Origin of the sequence: Kitasatospora sp. NPDC056531 (genome assembly GCF_042794375.1) — a bacterium.
Lineage (GTDB): Bacteria > Actinomycetota > Actinomycetes > Streptomycetales > Streptomycetaceae > Kitasatospora.
The window spans coordinates 198020-210532 of the sequence record NZ_JBHTTU010000005.1 but is presented as its reverse complement, the minus strand read 5'-3'; the positions used below and the strand labels follow the sequence as shown (position 1 = coordinate 210532).

The window sequence follows — 12513 nt, the reverse complement described above, 5'->3', positions numbered from 1 at the left end:
ACCTGCGTTGTGAGGGCCTCGCAGGCGGGTCGGGTCCTGTCGGCGGCTGCTCGCTCTCGCCGCCGCCATCCGACACGACTGGATCACCAACGCCGTGATCAAGCGCTCACCGATCGCGCACGACCATCGAGGGCATCGGACCCGTTCGTTTAGCGAGCCGAATACGCGGCCAGGAACACCCGCACACCCTCGTCCGCCAGCCGTTCGAGTTCGGCCGGGGTCTGGGTGTCGTCGTGGCCGAAGAACATGGCACGGTCCATGGGGGTGGCCAGGACGAGCCATGCGAAGTGGCCGGCGGCGAGCGCCGGATCGTCCAGCCGCAGCAGCCCGCGTGCCGCGAGGCGCTGGAAGCAGGCCGCCAGAGCGGCGATGGTCCGCTCGGGCGCGCGCCGGTAGTAGTCGGCCGCCACCTCGGGGAAGCGGTCGGCCTCCGCGATGAGCAGCCGACGCAGTTGCAGCCCTTCGGGCCGGATGACGGTGGTGATGTAGCGCCGGGCCAGTCCGGTCAGGTCCTGGTCGAGGTCATCGGTGTCTCGCAGTGCGTCGACGGCATCGACGAACAGGCCGACCTTGCTGCTGGCGTTGAGGATGATGGCGCCGAACAGCGTTTCCTTGTCCTTGAACTGCTTGTACACGGTCTGCTTGGACACCGCGGCCGTCGCGGCGATCTCGTCCATGCTGGTGCCCGGATACCCCTTGCGCAGGAACAACTCGGTGGCCGCCTCCATGATCGCCCTACGCTTGCGGGCCGTGCGACCGTCCTCCGGTGTTTGCATGTCTGCCTCCTTGATGCCCTCGAAGAGTACTGGACTGATCAGTACTCAGATGGGTACTGTACAGTCCAGTACTGGCGCTGAGGGGGGTCGACCCGAGCGCCATCAACGAGGGGGATTGGTCATGACGACCGCAGAACGAAAGATCACGGCAGGGCTGTTCGTGTCGCTGGACGGCGTGGCGGAATCACCGGAACAGTGGCACTTCCCTTACCTGAACGAGGAGATGGGCGAGGCCCTTGCCCAGATGCAGGCCGGAGCGGACACGCTGCTGATGGGGCGACTGACCTACGAGGCGTTCGCCGCGGTCTGGCCCGGGCAGACCGGCCCGATGGCGGACGCGCTCAACGGCATCCGCAAGCTGGTCGCCTCGACCACCCTGCACGAGGCCCACTGGAACAACACCACCGTCATCGACGGCGACGTCATCGCCTTCCTCAAGGACCTCAAGCAGCAGCCGGGCGGGAACATCAACCTCTCCGGAAGCATTTCCCTGACCCGAACCCTCCTGGAAGCGGGCCTCCTCGACGAACTGCGGCTCCTGGTGCACCCGCTCGTGCTGGGCACCGGCAAGCGCCTGTTCGCCGACGGCACGGGCCGGGTCCCCCTGCGGCTCACGGCCTCGGCCACCTTCTCGACCGGCGTGCTGGACCTGACCTACCAGCCCGCCTGACCCGCCCACGGGGCCCCGGACCCCAGCCACCGATCATCGAACAAGAGGAAGCACATGTCGTTTCAGGCGTACCTGGACACCATCGAGACCAAGACGGGTCTGACCCCCCGCGCCTTCATCGCGCTGGCGCAGGAGCGCGGCTTCGACGCCCCGTCCACCAAGGCGGGAACCATCCTCACGTGGCTCAAGGAGGAATACGGCCTGGGGCGCGGCCACGGCATGGCGCTGGTGCACGTCATGAAGCACGGCCCTCGCATCGACGCGAAGCACGTCGGCACGACCGGCTCGCACCGCGACGACTCCGACACCCTCTGGCTCGACGGCAAGGCGACGCGTCCCTCCTGAGGCACCGCGCGGCGGCACGGGTGACGGCGACGCAGGTCGTTCGGCGCCCGCGCGCCCACCACCCCACCCATTGCGCCCACCTCCTGGAGAACCCGGCATGACCTGGACCGAGCACATCGTGGTACGCGAGGGCGTCCGCGTCTCCTGCCGCGACTGGGGTGGATCGGGCCCCCCGGTCGTCCTGCTGCACGGACTGGCCGGCCACGCGGGCGAATGGGACACCCTCGCCCGGAACCTGAGCCGCCGCCACCGGGTCGTCGCCGTCGACCAGCGCGGCCACGGCGCAAGCGAGCGCCGGCCGGGTGATGTCTCCCGCGCCGCGTACGTCGCCGACGCCGTCGCCGTCGTCGAACGTCTCGACCTGCACCGGCCGGTCCTGGTGGGGCAGTCGCTGGGCGGCCACACCGCCATGCTCACCGCCGCCGCGCACCCCGACCTGCTGGGCGGGCTCGTCCTCGTCGAGGCGGGACCGGGCGGCCCCAACCCGAACGTGCGTGCCGAGATCGGCGCAGCGCTCGACGCGTGGCCGACGCCGTTCCCCTCGCGCGGGGCCGCCGTCGAGTTCTTCGGCGGCGGTGCTGTCGGTGAGGGCTGGGCAGCCGGGCTGGAAGAGCGAGACGGCGGCTGGCGGCCGCGCTTCGACCGTGACGTGATGGTCGAAGCGCTGACGGAGAATGCCCGGCGTTCCTTCTGGGACGAGTGGACGAGCATCGCCTGCCCGACGCTGGTCATCCTGGGTCAATCGGGCATCATCCCCCCGCACGAGACGGAGGCCATGCTCCAACGGCACCCCGGGGCGGTGGCCTTGAGCGTCCCGGGAGCGGGGCACGACGTCCACCTGGAACACCCCGAGGTCCTCTGCCGGGTGCTCCAGGAATTCCTTGAACAGGTCGCCGCGCACCGAGGGACGCTCTGGCCGTAGCAGGGCGGCCCGATCGGGCCCGCCCCACCACAGGAGGGCGTCAAGCCAGGGTGTGCTCCAGCCAGTCGAGCATGACGCCGTTGCGCACCTGCGGTGCCATCGGGGCGCAGTGGTCGCCGGCGCCCTGGGCCGTGGTGAGGACGGTGTGCTGTTTGGGACAGCGGAGGAGGTCGTGGAGCAGGGTGTCCTGGCCGGGGATGAGGGCCTCGTCCTCGTAGCCGAGAACCAGGGTGGGGCAAGCCACCAGGTGGGCCACGTCGTCGCAGCGGAACCGGCGGATGGTGTGGGCGAGTTGCCAGAGGTCCTGGGGCGCCCGGCCGGCGCGGGCGTCGCGGAGGAACCGGGGGCCGAAGATCTCGGCGCGTTTGGCGAGCAGTGGGGTGGCGGGGCCGAGGTCCGGGAGGACGGTCCGCTGCCAGTGGCGGTTGACGGTCTCGCGGTCGGGGCCGTCGGCGAGACGGCGCCAGATCTCGGGCCAGGCGAGCCAGTTGTCCATGGCGCCGGGGTCGGCGACCACGGCGGCGAGGCGGGGTTCGAAGGCGGCGGCCCGGATGGCGAGGATGCCGCTCATGCTCCAGCCGGTCATGGCGATCCGGTCGGGGTCGACCAGCGGCGAGCGGAGGAGGTGGTCGATGACGGGTCGGATGACGTGTTCCCAGTCGGGGCGGAACGGGATGCCGTGCTCGAACAACAGGCTGCCCTGGCCGGGGCCTTCCAGGATCAGGGCGTTCCAGCCGCGTTCGACTGCCGCGCGGGCTCCGAAGGCGTAGAGGTCGATGCTCTGGGCGTCACTGCCGTTGACCAGGATGAGGGTGGGGCGGCGCCGGGGGCGGCCCGGGGGAGTGAGGAGGTAGGCCGGGCAGTCCGAGGTCCCCGTACGGGATGCGCAGTCGCTGCACGGGCGGGTCGAGGAGTTCGCCGGCGCGGTGCCAGCAGGCCTGCATCTCGGCGAAGACGGCCGGCTCGTCGGCGGGCCGGGCGCTGCCGAGGACGGAGAACAGCGCCAGGGAGAGGTACTTGGCGGCGCGCAGGTAGCTGTCGCGGGCGGTCGTCGAGTGGCCGGAACGCAGGGCGGACTCGGCGGCGGCAGCGGTGCGGCGGCCGAGGGCGAGGAACTCCCCGTGGTAGGTCCGGCCGGACAGGCCGGCCCGGGTGATGCGGTCGACGGCGGCCAGGACTTCGCCGGCCTCGGCGAGGCGGTAGGCGGTGGCGCCCAGGGCCGCGCGGGTCTGGAGGTCGAGGTTGGGTTCGGGCAGGAGCAGCAAGCGGTCGGCGGTGGTGGTCACGGAAGGCTCCGTTCCGGTCAGGCCCGCAGGCCGTGGCGTTTGGTGTACGCGAGGTGGAAGAGGAACAGAGGTACGGCGATGACCGGCCAGCAGGCGTGCATGGCCGCCGGGGCGGCGTCGACGGGCAGCAGGTAGGCGAAGGCGAGTTGGGCTAGGGCGTTGAGCAGGCTGGCCGCGCCCCACGCCGTGGTGAGGACCCGCAGGCCGTGGCGGAAAGCGGCGTCCCGGTCCCAGCGGCCCGTCCAGGCGCGCAGCCCGTCCTCACCTGCCTTGAGCTGGACGAACGAGCGGAAGATGACCATCAGGGCCGGGCGCCCGTAGCCGACCGAGGCGAGCAGCCAGACGCCGATCAGTCCGCCGAGCATGCCTGTCCAGGCTTCGCGGATCAGCAGGGTGCGCGGGTCTCCGGTGAGCACGGAGAGGACCAGCCCGAGCCCGATCATGCTGAGGATCAGCAGGGCGAGGAAGTCGACCCGGCGGGTGCGGACCAGCCGGACGACGACGGTGGCCGCCGGTATCGCGGCCGACCAGAGCAGGGCCCACCACTGGTCCACGCCGGCGAGACGCAGCCCGTAGTAGAGGCCGAGCGGCAGGAGGAGGTCGAGCAGCAGCGGTAAGAAGGCCCTGCTCCGGCGGGGAGCGGCATGGACGGTCATGACGCGGCCTCGTTCCTGGTCGCGAGGTCGAACAGCGTGACCAGCTCGCGTCCGTAGGCGCGCGGGTCGAAGTCGCCCCCGACGGCGAGCCGGTTGGCGGCCGCGTCGATCGAGGCGCGGATCGCGGTGGCCATCGCCACGGCGTCGAACGAGCGGAAGGCGCCGCTGTGCTGGCCGTCCCGCAGGTGCTGCACCAGCAGGGCGACGGGGGTGTCGAAGCCGGCCGTGCTGACCAGCGGGGTGCCGTCCTCGCGGCGGGCATTGGCGAGGACGTCCACCAGCGCGCGCATCTCGACCGGGTGGTCGGCCATGAACTCCAGGTTGGCCTCGATGTAGGCGGCCAGCATCGCGCCCGGTTCGCGGTGGGCTCGGATGCGTGGCTGCATGAAGACCCGCACCTGCTCCTGGACGGTGTCGACGAGGGCCTGGAAGAGGTCCTCCTTGTCGTCGAAGTGGTACGAGATCAGTCGCACGCTGGAGAGCTTGGCCCGCTTGGCGATCTGCGCGAACGAGGCGCGGGCGTAGCCGAGTTCGGCGACGGTTCCGATCGCGGCGGCGACGATCTGGACGCGTCGGGCGTCGGTGGTGAAGCTCCGGCCGCCTGCCGGAGGGGCGTCGGCGGCGCCTGCGCCCTGAGGATTTACTCGCATGAGTAAAAAGTAACACGAGGCGGCAAATCGGCGGGCGAAAAAGGGCCCCGCCGCGTCCGGCTACGGACCTGCGGCGGGGCGGAGCGCCAATGGTGCCACCGGTGTCAGGGGTGTCAGGAGTGCAAGGGTGCCCTGGCGATCAGGACGGGCTGGAAGAAGCCGGTGTCGGCCGGCTGCGCCCAACCGATCCCGGCGAGGCCCGCCTCGGCGGCGAAGCCGCTCAACTGCTCCTGGGTGAGCGCCCAGTAGGTGGAGCGACGGACCGCGACCTGCCACTGGCCGGCCTCGTCCGGCAGCAGCCGGAACAGTTCCAGGTCGTACCGCTCGCCGTCCTCGTGCCACTGCCAGAGCTGGAAGATGACCGACCGCCACCCGTCCCGCTCGGCGGTCTGCGGCGTGGTGGAGGTCGGCCGGGCGCGGCGCAGCTCGTCGTACGGCCGGGTGGTGACCAGCAGCAGCCCGCCCGGGCGCAGGACCCGGCGCATCTCGCCCAGCGCGGCGCGGATCTCCCCGGCCGTCAGCAGGTGCGGCAGCGCGTTGTCGGCGCAGACCACGACGTCGAACCGTCCATCCGGGAAGGGCAGTTCGCGCATGTCCGCGGCCGCCGTGGGCAGCTGGAGCCCGCGCGCGGCGGCCTCGGCGGTGGCCCGGGCGGCGGAGACCGGGCTGAGGTCGGTGCCGGTGACCCGGTGACCGAGCCCGGCCAGGCCGATCGCCTGGGTGCCGATGCCGCAGGCGCAGTCCAGCACCTCGGCGGGGCGGTCGCCGAGCCGCTCGCGGATCAGGACGTCCAGTGCGGTGCCCTGGCGGGCGAGCGAGGCGTTCCAGTCGGCGTAGAGCAGGTGGTAGTCGTCGGCGAAATCGTCGTAGAAGCGACTGAGGGGGGATCGGGTCATGGCGTCGGGTCCTCCACGGGCGGGTTCATGGCTGGTCCTCCGATGGGCCGGCGCACCCGGGCAGGCTTCGGACAGCGCGGGCACGGCACGGTGGCGGCTATCCTCGCCCAGGCGTACCGGCGCGGAGTACCGGTTTTCGGATCGCAGACGGGGGGCTGAACCGTGGAACCGGTGCCGGACGGGGACCAGTTGGACGGGCTGCGCCCGCTGCTGGAGGCGGCGGACGGGATCCTGGGCTACGAGCCGAATTCGCCCGAGCACGGCTTCGCGGACCGGTGCTGGGTCCTGCACACCCTGCGGGTGGACGGCCGACGGGTGCGCTGGGCCGAGGCCCTGGCCGGAGCCGGGCGGCGGCTCGCCGACTGGCCGTTCACCCTGTCGTACCTGACGGTCGACAGGGAGCGCGTCCCCCTCGCGGGTGAGGTGGAGTACCCGGAGCTCGGTGCGCCGGACCGGGACTGCCTGGCGCGGCTGGTGGAGGTGCTGGCCCGGCACAGCGCCGACGGGCCGGGGACGGCCTGCTGCTTCGCCTCGGCCGCGATCGAGGCCGTGGGGGAACCGGTGGCGGCCCACCGCGGTCGACTGGACGGGGCGCCGGCCCACCACGACGCCCGCCCGCAGGGACGTCAGTTCCCCGCGCACTGGTGGCCCGCGGACCGCTCCTGGTTCGTCCTCACCAACTGGGACCTCAGTGCCACCGAGGTCTTCGGCCCGTCCGCGCTGATCGCCGACCTGCTCGCCGACGCCGAACTGGAGGCCGTCCGCCACCCGGGCATCGCGCAGACGCCGGACGGCGTGGCCCGGTGGCCGGAGTGATCGAGCTGCCGGAGGGCTCCTGGTGGGACTGGGACGTGTACTCCTGGCGCCCGGGCGAGCTGCGCCTGGCCGCCGACCACGACCTCTCCTACCACCACAACCTGGAGCTGGTCTTCGCTGACCCGCTGTACGTCCGCTGCCCGGGGTCCTTCCAGGACCCGGTGTTCCGTGCGCCCACGCCCGAGGAGCGGCGGTCGGTCGAGCGGCAGTGCGGCGAGGAGCCGGGCGTGCTGGTGGCCTTCGAGGCGGACGGCGGCGGCCCGGAGCCGGTGAGCGCGCTGATCGCGGCCGGAAGCGTGGAGGTGCGGGTCGGGACCGTGCTGCGGTACGCGCCGGACGGCGGGGCGAAATGAGCTCGCCGGGCGGAGGAGACACCGGGATGATGCGGGGACGCGTACCTTCGACGAGCTGATCGCCGAGGCCGGGGCGGTCGTGGCCGCCCGTGCGGCGGACGGCACCATCGAGGCGATCGGGAGCACCCGGCACCGCTTCGCCGTGGGCGTACAGGGGCACCCGGAGATGGGTTTCGACTCGGCGGTGATGCACGCGCTGGTGGCCGTCGCGAGGTCCGCCGCGAACGCCCGTCCGGACGGTGCCTCCGAGCGACCCGCGTGCACGGGACGAAGCCCTCGAGCCGTCGCATCGACTCCGGTGTCTTGACACCGCCGCGTCGTAACGTCCAGGATCGCCCCGTGAACCTGTCAGACAGCCAGACAGGTGGTGTGATCCCGCGGCGCGTCAGCGCGATGGAAGCGGTGTTCGGCCACCTGCGCAGCGCCATCGAGCGCGGTGAGTACGCCGTAGGGGACAAGCTTCCGTCGGAGGCTGAGCTGTGCCGGACCCTGGAGGTCAGCCGGCCCGTGCTGCGGGAGGCGCTCCGGGCCCTCCAGGCCATGGGCCTGACCGTCTCCAAGACCGGCAAGGGCACCTTCGTCGTGGCGAACACGGTCGAGGACCCCACCTTCGGTGACTACGCCGCCAGCGACCTGCTTGAGGTGCGCCGGCACGTCGAGATCCCGGTCGCCGGATACGCGGCGCTGCGCCGCACTCCGGAGGACCTGGACCACCTGGCCCACCTGCTCGATCGGATGGAGCGGGAGACCGACACCACCGCGTGGGTCGCGCTGGACACCGTCTTCCACCTGGCGGTGGCCGAGGCTTCCCGCAATCCGGTCTTCCGCCGGGTCATCGAGGAGATCCGTGACGCGCTGGCGCGTCAGTCGACCTTCCTCAACGAGCTGGGCGGTCGGCGCGAGCAGTCCAACTGCGAACACCGGGCGATCGTCGAGGCGCTGATCGACGGTTCCGAGCACGACGCGGTGGCGGCCATGTCGCACCACCTGCACCGTGTCGAGACGACCCTCACCGACATCGTGCGCCCCGGGCGTGCGGAGTCCCCGACGGAAGGCAGACCCGAGGCGTGAGCGAGCAGTTCCTCAAGGACGAGAAACTCCCCACGACCCGTCACGTCGATGCCGGAGACACCGGCTACAGCAAGTCCCTGAAACCCCGGCACGTCAACATGATCGCCATCGGCGGCGCGATCGGGACCGGGCTCTTCCTCGGCGCGGGCGGACGCCTCGCCGACGCCGGGCCCTCCCTGTTCGTCGCGTACGCCGTCTGCGGCGTCTTCGCGTTCCTCGTCGTGCGAGCGCTCGGCGAACTCGTCCTGTACCGCCCGTCCTCCGGCGCCTTCGTGTCCTACGCCCGGGAATTCCTGGGGGAGAAGGGCGCCTACACCGCAGGCTGGATGTACTTCCTCAACTGGGCGACCACCGGCATCGCCGACATCACCGCCGTCGCCACGTACACCCATTACTGGCACCTGTTCTCCGACGTCCCGCAGTGGGTGATCGCGCTCATAGCCCTGGCCGTGGTGCTGACCGTGAACCTCATCTCGGTGCGGATCTTCGGTGAACTGGAGTTCTGGTTCGCGATCGTCAAGGTCAGCGCGCTGGTGGTCTTCATGGGCATCGGGATCTTCCTGCTGGTCACCCGGCATCCGGTGGACGGCGCCGTACCGGGCCCGTCGCTGATCACCGACAACGGCGGCATCTTCCCCAACGGCCTGCTGCCGATGCTGTTGATCATCCAGGGGGTGGTGTTCGCCTACGCCTCCGTCGAACTGGTCGGTGTCACGGCCGGGGAGACCGAGAACCCCGAGAAGATCATGCCGAAGGCGATCAACTCGATCATGTGGCGCGTGGGCCTCTTCTACGTCGGCTCGGTCGTCCTGCTCTCGATGCTGCTGCCGTGGAACAGGTACAGCGCCGGCCAGAGCCCGTTCGTGACCGTGCTCTCCCACGTCGGGGTCCCGGCGGCGGGCAGCGTGATGAACCTGGTCGTGCTGACCGCGGCCATGTCCTCGCTCAACTCCGGCCTCTACTCGACCGGGCGGATCCTGCGCTCGATGGCGGTCAACGGTTCCGCTCCGCGCTTCACCGCGCGGATGAGCCGCAGCCAGGTGCCCTACGGCGGCATCCTGCTCACCAGCGGCATGTGCGTCCTCGGTGTCGGCCTCAACTTCGTGGTCCCCGCCGACGCGTTCGAGATCGTGCTCAACCTCGCGGCGATCGGCATCATCGCCACCTGGGGCATGATCATGGTCTGCCATCTCCTGTTCTGGCGGAAGACCACGGCCGGCGAACTGACCCGCCCCGGCTACCGCCTGCCCGGCTCCCCGTGGACCGAGCTCGTGACGCTCGCCTTCCTCGCGTCGGTGCTGGTCCTCATGTACGCCGACGGCGGTGCCGCGCGCACCACCGTGCTGTGCGTGCCACTGATCGCCGCAGCGCTGGTCGCCGGCTGGTACGCGATCCGCGGACGCCTCGCACGCGCCGCGACCACGAGCGACGAGCACTCCTGATCGATCGTCAAGATCTCAATGGCTCACGGGACTTCGCGAGCCAGGCCGCCACCCGTAGCAACCCACCATCGAACGAGGCAGTGATGCGCAGCAGTTTCCTCGCGGATGCGCCCCCGATCCGTGAGCCCCTCCATTCACCCGTCGCCCACGTCACCCGGGGCGGCGTGGTCGAGGGGATCCACTACGGCTCCGTCGTCGTCCTCGGCGGCGGCGGCGAAGTTCGGTTCCGCACCGGCGACATCGAGGCGGCCTGCTACCCGCGGTCCGCTCTCAAGCCCGTCCAGGCCGTCGCCATGGTGAGGGCCGGGCTGCCGCTCGACGGCGACCTGCTGTCCCTCGCGATGGGGAGCCACTCCGGCGAGGAACGCCACCTCGCCGGCACCCGGCGGATCCTCGAACTGGCCGGGGTCGCCGAGGAAGATCTGTGCAACGTCCCGGACCTGCCGTACGGCCCGGCCGTCCGGGACGCCTGGGTGCGCGGGGGCCGCCCGCCCTCCCGGCTCGCCCAGAACTGCTCCGGCAAGCACGCCGCGATGCTGTACCTCTGCACGCTCAACGGCTGGCCCCTGCAGACCTACCTCGACCCGGCCCATCCGCTCCAGACGGCGATCGCCGAGGTCGTCGAGGAGCTCACCGGCCAGCGCACCGCGAACGTCACCGTCGACGGCTGCGGCTCCCCGCTGTTCGCGGTGTCCCTGCACGGCCTCGCCCGCGCCGCCGCCCGTATCGCCACGGCGGCGCCGGGCACGGCCGAGCGCCGGGTGGCGGACGCGCTGCGCGACCATCCGGAGATGGCCTCCGGCGCGGGCCGGGACGTGGCCGAGCTGATGCGCGCGGTTCCCGGGCTGCTCGCCAAGGACGGCTTCGAAGGCGTCCAGATCGCCGCGCTGCCGGACGGCCGGGCCGTCGCCGTGAAGATCGCCGACGGGGCGGACCGGGCGCGCATCCCGGTGGCGGCCGCCGCCCTGGCGCGGGCGGGAGTCGACCCGCGGCTGCTCACCGGGTTCGCCGGGGAGCCGATGACCGGCGGAGGCCGGCCCGTCGGCGGCGTCCGGCCGGTGGCGGCGCTGGACCCGACCGCCGTGCTCACCTCCGCCTGACCGGAACCCTGACCACCTGCCCCGGAAGAGGACCCACACACCCATGGCCGCCGTCACCCGCAGCGAACACGACCCGCTCGGAACCGCGACGTCCCTGCCGACGCCTACTGGGGCGTCCACACCCTGCGCGCCACCGAGAACTTCCCCGTCACGGGCACGCCCATCTCCGCCTACCCGCACCTGATCGACGCCCTCGCCGCCGTGAAGGAGGCCGCCGCCCTCGCCAACGAGGAACTCGGCCTGCTGGAGCCCGCGAAGGCCGCCGCGATCGTCGCCGCCTGCCGCGAGATGCCGGCGCCGCCCTGGATGACGTCGACGACGAATCCTCGGTCGGCCGTCCACCTGGCGGTCGGTCACTCCTCCAGGGCCGCCGCCATGCGGTCGAGGTCGGTGAGCAGCGCCGCCACGCGCTCGGGCGGGATCGTCGCCGTCATGTGTCGCTCGACGGCGTAGACGGCGTCCTGGACGGCGTTCAGGCGTGCCCGGCCCTCCTCGGTGAGGTGGGCCGGGCGGGCCCGGCCGTGGTCGGCGGTGGCCGGGCGGGTGATCAGCCCCGCCTCCTGCAGGCCCTGCAGCACGACGTTGCCGGACTGGCGGGTGACGAAGGTCGCGCGCGCGAGGTCGGCGTTGGACATGCCGGGGTTCAGGGCCAGGAGTTCGAGGGTGGCGTACTGCGGAACGGTCAGCTCGTGCTCGCGCAGAACCCCGTCCATGGCGCTGCGCAGGGCGGCCTGGGCGCGCTTGAGCGCGTACCCCACGTGTCGGGTGACGTCTTTCGCGTGGTGCGGCGGCTCGGCCTGCGGCTTCTCCATCATGTCAGCATTTTGACACGCCCAGCCGAGGGGTCCTAGTCTCCGCTATGTCAAAGTCCTGACATTAGAGATCGAGGAGACCCCCATGCCCGCCACCATCGACGGCCCCGACTTCGTCGCCCTGCAGGTCCGCGACGTGGACGCCGCAGCCGCCTTCTGCGAACAGCACCTGGGGCTGCGCCGGGCGGCGGTCTCGCCGCCGCACGCGGTCGTGTTCGACACCAAGCCGACTCCGTTCGCCGTCCGCGAGCTCCTCCCGGGCATCGACCTCACCGACTCCGCACGTCCCGGCCTGGGCGTGGTGCTCTGGTTCCGGACCCCGGACGCCCACCAGCTCCGTGACCAGCTCGCCGCTGCCGGAGTCAGGATCCTGACCCCCATGGCGGACAGCCCGTTCGGGCCGATGTTCTCCTTCGAGGGCCCCGAGGGCTACACCCTCACCGCACACGGGGGCTGACCCGTGACCGCCGTCTCCCTCACCCCCACCGGGCCCTTCTCGCTCGCCGCCGCCATCCGGTTCCTGGAGGGCTTCACCCCCGCGAGCCACCCCCGCGCCACCGACGGGAGCCTCCGCCTCGCCCTCCCCGCGGACGACGGCACCTCCGTCATCGCGGCCGCGGTCCGACAGGAGGCGAGGGCAGACGGCACCCCGGGCACGGTCCGCGCCGAACTCACGGGGCGCCCCTTGCCCCGGCCCGGGCGGTGACCGACGGACCTG

At 71.8% G+C, this 12513-nt stretch carries 18 protein-coding genes and 1 pseudogene; 12 read left to right on the top strand and 7 right to left on the bottom strand.

Annotation, left to right across the window (positions count from 1 at the left end):
• Nucleotides 1–149: 149 nt before the first annotated feature.
• The gene (locus ACFQ87_RS08570; RefSeq protein ID WP_380609853.1) at nucleotides 150–776 is read right to left on the bottom strand and encodes a TetR/AcrR family transcriptional regulator; all 627 of its coding nucleotides are present in this window, start codon (nucleotides 774–776) and stop codon (nucleotides 150–152) included.
• Nucleotides 777–897: 121 nt separating this feature from the next.
• Here ACFQ87_RS08570 and ACFQ87_RS08565 point away from each other — a divergent pair, with 121 nt between their 5' ends.
• The 3 genes from ACFQ87_RS08565 to ACFQ87_RS08555 all read left to right on the top strand — a co-directional run bounded on the left by ACFQ87_RS08565 (nucleotide 898) and on the right by ACFQ87_RS08555 (nucleotide 2713).
• Nucleotides 898–1446 carry a dihydrofolate reductase family protein gene (locus ACFQ87_RS08565; protein WP_380609852.1) on the top strand — a complete coding sequence of 183 codons (549 nt, stop codon included), beginning with the start codon at nucleotides 898–900 and terminating at the stop codon, nucleotides 1444–1446.
• Between the two features lie 54 nt (nucleotides 1447–1500).
• Nucleotides 1501–1791: a DUF4287 domain-containing protein gene (locus ACFQ87_RS08560; protein WP_380609851.1), complete on the top strand. Its 291-nt coding sequence runs from the start codon at nucleotides 1501–1503 to the stop codon at nucleotides 1789–1791.
• Nucleotides 1792–1888: 97 nt separating this feature from the next.
• Complete coding sequence (locus tag ACFQ87_RS08555) at nucleotides 1889–2713, top strand: alpha/beta fold hydrolase (protein WP_380609850.1); 825 nt, start codon at nucleotides 1889–1891, stop codon at nucleotides 2711–2713.
• A 40-nt stretch (nucleotides 2714–2753) separates the two neighbouring features.
• On the opposite strand, the gene ACFQ87_RS08550 is transcribed toward ACFQ87_RS08555, so the two are convergent.
• The 5 genes from ACFQ87_RS08550 to ACFQ87_RS08530 all read right to left on the bottom strand — a co-directional run bounded on the left by ACFQ87_RS08550 (nucleotide 2754) and on the right by ACFQ87_RS08530 (nucleotide 6201).
• On the bottom strand, nucleotides 2754–3404 hold the full coding sequence (locus tag ACFQ87_RS08550; protein ID WP_380609849.1) for an alpha/beta hydrolase family protein: 651 nt from the start codon (nucleotides 3402–3404) through the stop codon (nucleotides 2754–2756).
• 97 nt (nucleotides 3405–3501) lie between these two features.
• On the bottom strand, nucleotides 3502–3999 hold the full coding sequence (locus ACFQ87_RS08545) for a hypothetical protein (protein WP_380609848.1): 498 nt from the start codon (nucleotides 3997–3999) through the stop codon (nucleotides 3502–3504).
• 17 nt (nucleotides 4000–4016) lie between these two features.
• Nucleotides 4017–4655, bottom strand: a complete 639-nt coding sequence (locus tag ACFQ87_RS08540) for a VC0807 family protein (RefSeq protein WP_380609847.1) — start codon at nucleotides 4653–4655, stop codon at nucleotides 4017–4019.
• Nucleotides 4652–5305 carry a TetR/AcrR family transcriptional regulator gene (locus ACFQ87_RS08535; RefSeq protein WP_380609846.1) on the bottom strand — a complete coding sequence of 218 codons (654 nt, stop codon included), beginning with the start codon at nucleotides 5303–5305 and terminating at the stop codon, nucleotides 4652–4654. Before ACFQ87_RS08535 ends, ACFQ87_RS08540 begins: the two co-directional genes overlap by 4 nt.
• A 113-nt stretch (nucleotides 5306–5418) precedes the next feature.
• On the bottom strand, nucleotides 5419–6201 hold the full coding sequence (locus ACFQ87_RS08530; RefSeq protein WP_380609845.1) for a class I SAM-dependent methyltransferase: 783 nt from the start codon (nucleotides 6199–6201) through the stop codon (nucleotides 5419–5421).
• 171 nt (nucleotides 6202–6372) lie between these two features.
• On the opposite strand from ACFQ87_RS08530, the gene ACFQ87_RS08525 reads away from it, so the two are divergent.
• The 7 genes and pseudogenes from ACFQ87_RS08525 to ACFQ87_RS08495 form a co-directional block, all read left to right on the top strand.
• Nucleotides 6373–7017, top strand: coding sequence for a hypothetical protein (locus ACFQ87_RS08525; RefSeq protein WP_380609844.1), 645 nt, complete (start codon nucleotides 6373–6375; stop codon nucleotides 7015–7017).
• On the top strand, nucleotides 7014–7370 hold the full coding sequence (locus ACFQ87_RS08520) for a hypothetical protein (RefSeq protein ID WP_380609843.1): 357 nt from the start codon (nucleotides 7014–7016) through the stop codon (nucleotides 7368–7370). Before ACFQ87_RS08525 ends, ACFQ87_RS08520 begins: the two co-directional genes overlap by 4 nt.
• A gap of 79 nt (nucleotides 7371–7449) precedes the next feature.
• Nucleotides 7450–7677, top strand: a complete 228-nt coding sequence (locus ACFQ87_RS08515; RefSeq protein ID WP_380609842.1) for a gamma-glutamyl-gamma-aminobutyrate hydrolase family protein — start codon at nucleotides 7450–7452, stop codon at nucleotides 7675–7677.
• 86 nt (nucleotides 7678–7763) lie between these two features.
• The gene (locus tag ACFQ87_RS08510) at nucleotides 7764–8441 is read left to right on the top strand and encodes a FadR/GntR family transcriptional regulator (protein ID WP_380609916.1); all 678 of its coding nucleotides are present in this window, start codon (nucleotides 7764–7766) and stop codon (nucleotides 8439–8441) included.
• Nucleotides 8438–9883 carry an amino acid permease gene (locus ACFQ87_RS08505; RefSeq protein WP_380609841.1) on the top strand — a complete coding sequence of 482 codons (1446 nt, stop codon included), beginning with the start codon at nucleotides 8438–8440 and terminating at the stop codon, nucleotides 9881–9883. Before ACFQ87_RS08510 ends, ACFQ87_RS08505 begins: the two co-directional genes overlap by 4 nt.
• Nucleotides 9884–9966: 83 nt before the next feature.
• Entirely contained in the window at nucleotides 9967–10983 is a 1017-nt protein-coding gene (locus ACFQ87_RS08500; RefSeq protein ID WP_380609839.1) for an asparaginase, read from the top strand.
• Nucleotides 10984–11026: 43 nt separating this feature from the next.
• A pseudogene (locus ACFQ87_RS08495) lies at nucleotides 11027–11274 on the top strand (lyase family protein); the annotation flags it as partial.
• A gap of 62 nt (nucleotides 11275–11336) precedes the next feature.
• Here ACFQ87_RS08495 and ACFQ87_RS08490 read toward each other — a convergent pair.
• Nucleotides 11337–11798: a MarR family winged helix-turn-helix transcriptional regulator gene (locus ACFQ87_RS08490; protein WP_380609838.1), complete on the bottom strand. Its 462-nt coding sequence runs from the start codon at nucleotides 11796–11798 to the stop codon at nucleotides 11337–11339.
• Between the two features lie 82 nt (nucleotides 11799–11880).
• On the opposite strand from ACFQ87_RS08490, the gene ACFQ87_RS08485 reads away from it, so the two are divergent.
• Together ACFQ87_RS08485 and ACFQ87_RS08480 are read left to right on the top strand one after the other, a co-directional pair.
• Complete coding sequence (locus tag ACFQ87_RS08485; RefSeq protein ID WP_380609837.1) at nucleotides 11881–12252, top strand: VOC family protein; 372 nt, start codon at nucleotides 11881–11883, stop codon at nucleotides 12250–12252.
• A gap of 3 nt (nucleotides 12253–12255) precedes the next feature.
• Nucleotides 12256–12501 carry a hypothetical protein gene (locus ACFQ87_RS08480; RefSeq protein ID WP_380609836.1) on the top strand — a complete coding sequence of 82 codons (246 nt, stop codon included), beginning with the start codon at nucleotides 12256–12258 and terminating at the stop codon, nucleotides 12499–12501.
• Nucleotides 12502–12513: the final 12 nt, after the last annotated feature.